Raw genomic sequence first — 4,246 nt, 5'->3', positions numbered from 1 at the left:
CGCGTTCCGACCTGACGGAGTCAGGCCGGGCGCTCCAGGTCATTGTCTGGCGCATCATTTCTCCCGTCAGCCGGTATCCACCTGACGGCATGATGCTCTAGGGCGCATTCCGACCTGACGGAGTCAGGCCGGGCGCTCCAGGTCATTGTCTGGCGCATCATTTCTCCCGTCAGCCGGTATCCACCTGACGGCATGATGCTCTAGGCCTCTGCGGCATAGGCCTCGCGGTGCTGATCAGGCAGATAGGCGACCAGCATCTCGCGCACGATGGCGGGACTGCGCGAATCCCGGATCTGCAGGATCCCGTCGATGATCATCGAGCGCGAGACATCCTCGTCCTCGAACTTCAATTGCAGCTTGTCGGCGATGGGCAGACAGAACAGATTGGCGATCAGCGCACCGTAGAGCGTGGTCAGGAGCGCGATCGACATGGCCGGGCCGAGCTTGGCCGGGTCGTTCATGTTGGCAAGCATGATGACGATCCCGAGAATCGTGCCGATCATGCCCCATGCCGGCGCCGCATCGCCCATCTGGCGATAAATCTTCTGCCCCGCATCGACGCGCTGGAGGAAATTGTCGCGATCCTTTTCGAGGGTCTCGCGGATGAATTCCTTGTCGTAACCGTCAGCGATATAGCGCAGGCCCTGGGCGAGGAAGGTATTTTCCGTTTGCACGTTTTCCAGCGCGATCGGCCCGCTCTGGCGCACGACTTCGGCAATGCGGGAGAATTCGTCGATCAGATCGCGTGGTGTTTCCGATTTCATCTGGAAGGCGTAACGCACGCCGATCGGAAGGCCCTGGATCATCGTGGCCAGGGGAAAGCGGATCATGGTCGAAGCCACGGTACCGCAGATCACCAGCACGAACCCCTTCGAATCGAAATAGGTGCCGAAATTGCCGCCATCGAGCATGATCACGCCGATCAGCGTGCCGATACCCGCGACGAGTCCGATGCCGGTGGCGAGATCCATCTTTGCCTCGAAAGCAGACGCAACATCGGGATGAACCGGCAGGCCGGTTTCGTCTCCCGCAAGGTCACTCTAGCGAGGCTGCGCTGAAGATAGGGTTAACCGCGCCGTGCCCCGGCTTCCTGCAACAGGCCATTCGTCGCCGCCTCGATCCGCGCCTCGAGATCCCTGAAAAACGTGTCGCGCGGCATGCCGGGGCCGATCGGATCGAGGATTTCCACAAGGATCGTGCCCGGATGGCGGATGAATTTGCGGCGCGGCCAGTACAAGCCGGAATTCAGAGCCACCGGCAGGCAGGGGGCGCGGAGCTTCGCATAGAGAAGCGCCACACCGAATTTGTAGGCGGGCGCCGCGCCGGGCGGACGGCGTGTGCCTTCGGGAAAGATGATGATCTGACGCCCGGCGGCGATCTCCTCACGCGCGCGCACGACCATCGCCTTGAGCGCCTGCGCACCGCCCTTGCGATCAACGGGCACCGAACGCGCCTTCCAGGCATACCAGCCGAAAACGGGAATCCACATCAATTCGCGTTTGAGCACATAGGCCGGGTCGTCGAGGATGACGAGCAGGGCGAAGGTCTCCCAAAGCGACTGGTGCTTGGAGGCGACGATCGTGCCGCCAGCAGGGATCTTCTCCAGCCCCCGGAAATCCACCCTGGTTCCGGCGATCACCCTCAGAAGCCAGAGCGAGGAGCGGGCCCAGAGCCGCGCCACACGCATGAAGACCCGGCGCGGCAGGGCCAGCACCGGCAGGCACAGGATCATCCAGACGACGAGGTTGAGATAATAGGCCAGATTAAAGGCGAGGGAACGCAGGATCAGCATGGTTCATGAACCGTGAGCGGCGGGGCCGGACGCCGGGTGCAGGGCAACGGGATACCCCTCCTAACCGCCCGGGCCGGCTTTGTGAATGGCAAAGCCGTCTCATTCCACTACGGATGCCTCACCGGTCATCTCGCCGGGCGCCTCTCCCGATGCCGCCTCGGCCCCGCCATGGGAGTGCGGTTGCCAGCTGAGGATCTCGGCCAGCCGCGAGAGTTCGGGATCAGTCTCGAATTGCGTGCGCGCCCAGACGGCCAGGAACTTGAGATATTCCTGTCCGAGCAGACGAAAGGTCGAACCCTCGCGCCACCAGCGCGATACGTCCATATCCGTCGGCGAAACGGCGTGCGCGTATTTGGCGACATCCGGCATCGCATTGTCGAGTTCGAGCATGGTGCGCGGCATGTGGTAATTCGAGGTCACCACGATGATCGTCTCGAACCCCCGTTCCGTCACCCAGCGCCGCGTTTCGATGGCATTGCCGATCGTGTTGCGGGCGCGGTGGTCGAGATCGACGCAGCAATCCAGCCAATCCTTCTGACCGGGATTGAGCCGGGCGATCTGTGAACGGGTGGTGCGCTCGTTCACGCCGGAAATCAGCAACCTGTCGGCAAAGCCGCGCGAAAGCAGCGCGATCGCATCGGCCACACGCTGCGAACCGCCGGTGAGCGCCACGATCCCCTCGACACGCGGCGGATCACCCGCATGGCGGTAGCCGTCGAGCGTATCCACGAAAATCAGAAAGCCGCCTGCGAGCAGCAGCGCCACGATCAGCGGCAGGGCGAGCATGGCGCGCAGGACGAGCCGCAGCCGACCCGCCCGCTTGCGCGCCGGCCCGGCGGTCTCCCGCCACGCTTGATTTTGTTCATCTGCGGCCATGTTACGGCCGTCTCCCGCCGCCACTCGCGATCCGTTCCTTATCGCGCTCCCGGTTGCGCACGGCAATCCGTAAAGCGCCAAGCGGAACAGATTGCCGGGCGATTACGGCCTCAGCGGGGCAGCTTCGCGCGTGACGCCCGTTCACGGCATGCGCTGCAGGAAACGGCGCACCGAGAGATCCGACATCCCCGCAGTTACCAGCGCGGCGACGAGCGCCGTGCCGGCCATGACCAGATAACCGCGCGCACCGATCTCGAAGGCACCGAACAGCGCCTCCAGCTGATCGCCCGCCGGCGAAGCCCGCCAGGAGGCGGAAATCCAGCCGAGCGCCACGAAGATCGCTATCGCCGCGATCCCGCCGATCGCACCGCCCTCAAGCCCCAGACGCAGGAAGCGCCGGCGGAACTCACGGGCGATATAGGCGTCGTGCGCGCCCACGTAATGCAGCACCTCGATAATGTCGCGATTGCCGGCCATGGCACCACGCGTGGCAAAGGCGACCGCGAGGCCGGTGGCGATCAGAACCAGCAGCACGAGGGTGATCCCCATCACGACGATGGTCTGCGCCATGTTCGACAGCCGCGCCAGCCATTGCGCATGATCATCGAGGCTCGCCCCCGGCACCGCCTCGCGCAACTGCGTGCGCAGGGAGACCAGATCGGGCGGCCTGTCCGGATCGAGCCGCAATTCGATCAGACGCGGCACCGGCAGTTCCGCGAGATCGAGGCCGCTGCCGAGCCAGGGCTCTAGCAGGCGCTCCGACTGGCCCAGACTGAAGGGCTCCACGGCAAGGATACCGGGCGTGTCACGCGCCATCCGCGCCGCCTGGTCGACCAGTTCCTCCATATCGGCCCGGGGCTGCGGACGGACCTGGATGGTCGCCTCCGCCCCCACGGCGGCGCGCCATTGCGCCGAATTCGTCGCGACAAGTTCCGCCGCGCCGGCACACAGGGCCGCGAGAAAGGTGAGGATGGCGATCACGGCCACGAGGGCGCGTGCCGCCGCCGAATCGACGGGTACCAGCGGCGTCTGGCGCGCGAGCAGCCGGGCGATCACGGCGCGACCGGGCAACGGCCGGCGCGGGCGATGTCCGGCATGCGCTTCGTCTGGCGCGCCTTGTTGCGCATCGTCTTGCGCGTCGTGTTGGGCGTGATTCGCGGTTCCAGGCACCCGGCCCCCCTGTAGCATTGTCCCTGCGCTTCTCAGGCATCGATATGCAGATGGCCGTCGGCGAGGAGCAGCCGGCGGGCATCGTAGAGATCCATCAAGGCCAGATCATGGGTGGCAATCAAGACCGCCGTGCCCAGCCGGTGCAATTCGATGAACAGCCGCAACAGCCGCCGCGCCAGACCGGGATCGACATTGCCGGTCGGCTCGTCGGCCAGAAGCAGATCGGGACGCGTGATCAGCGCCCGCGCGATCGCCGCACGCTGCTTCTCACCGCCGGAGAGCACCGGCGGCAGCACATGCATGCGCTCGCCAAGCCCCACCCAGGCGAGCAGTTCCGTTACCTCCGCCCGGTAGCGCGCCTCTTCCATTTCCTGCACACGCAGGGGCAGCGCGACGTTTTCATACAGG

The 4,246-nt window shown here is 65.3% G+C and carries 5 protein-coding genes; all 5 read right to left on the bottom strand.

Annotated features, from left to right (window positions below; all coding sequences use genetic code 11):
• Positions 1-200: 200 nt before the first annotated feature.
• Positions 201-971: a motility protein A gene (locus VKP01_RS02580; protein WP_324410070.1), complete on the bottom strand. Its 771-nt coding sequence runs from the start codon at positions 969-971 to the stop codon at positions 201-203.
• Positions 972-1,066: 95 nt separating this feature from the next.
• Positions 1,067-1,792, bottom strand: a complete 726-nt coding sequence (locus VKP01_RS02575) for a lysophospholipid acyltransferase family protein (RefSeq protein WP_324410069.1) — start codon at positions 1,790-1,792, stop codon at positions 1,067-1,069.
• A 99-nt stretch (positions 1,793-1,891) separates the two neighbouring features.
• The gene (locus VKP01_RS02570; RefSeq protein WP_324410068.1) at positions 1,892-2,668 is read right to left on the bottom strand and encodes a YdcF family protein; all 777 of its coding nucleotides are present in this window, start codon (positions 2,666-2,668) and stop codon (positions 1,892-1,894) included.
• A gap of 141 nt (positions 2,669-2,809) precedes the next feature.
• Positions 2,810-3,838 carry an ABC transporter permease gene (locus VKP01_RS02565; RefSeq protein WP_324410067.1) on the bottom strand — a complete coding sequence of 343 codons (1,029 nt, stop codon included), beginning with the start codon at positions 3,836-3,838 and terminating at the stop codon, positions 2,810-2,812.
• A gap of 32 nt (positions 3,839-3,870) precedes the next feature.
• The coding region (locus VKP01_RS02560) for a cell division ATP-binding protein FtsE (RefSeq protein WP_324410066.1) at positions 3,871-4,246 on the bottom strand (376 nt) is incomplete at its 5' end.

The organism is Saliniramus sp., from assembly GCF_035311605.1.
GTDB lineage: Bacteria > Pseudomonadota > Alphaproteobacteria > Rhizobiales > Beijerinckiaceae > Saliniramus.
The sequence above is the reverse complement of the archived record's forward strand: the minus strand, read 5'-3'. Positions and strand labels throughout refer to the sequence as shown.

Excerpts from the sequence above, each read along its gene's own strand:
- VKP01_RS02580 (WP_324410070.1), bottom strand. The coding sequence starts at position 971 with ATGGATCTCGCCACCGGCATCGGACTCGTCGCGGGTATCGGCACGCTG.
- VKP01_RS02575 (WP_324410069.1), bottom strand. The coding sequence starts at position 1,792 with ATGCTGATCCTGCGTTCCCTCGCCTTTAATCTGGCCTATTATCTCAAC.
- VKP01_RS02570 (WP_324410068.1), bottom strand. The coding sequence starts at position 2,668 with ATGGCCGCAGATGAACAAAATCAAGCGTGGCGGGAGACCGCCGGGCCG.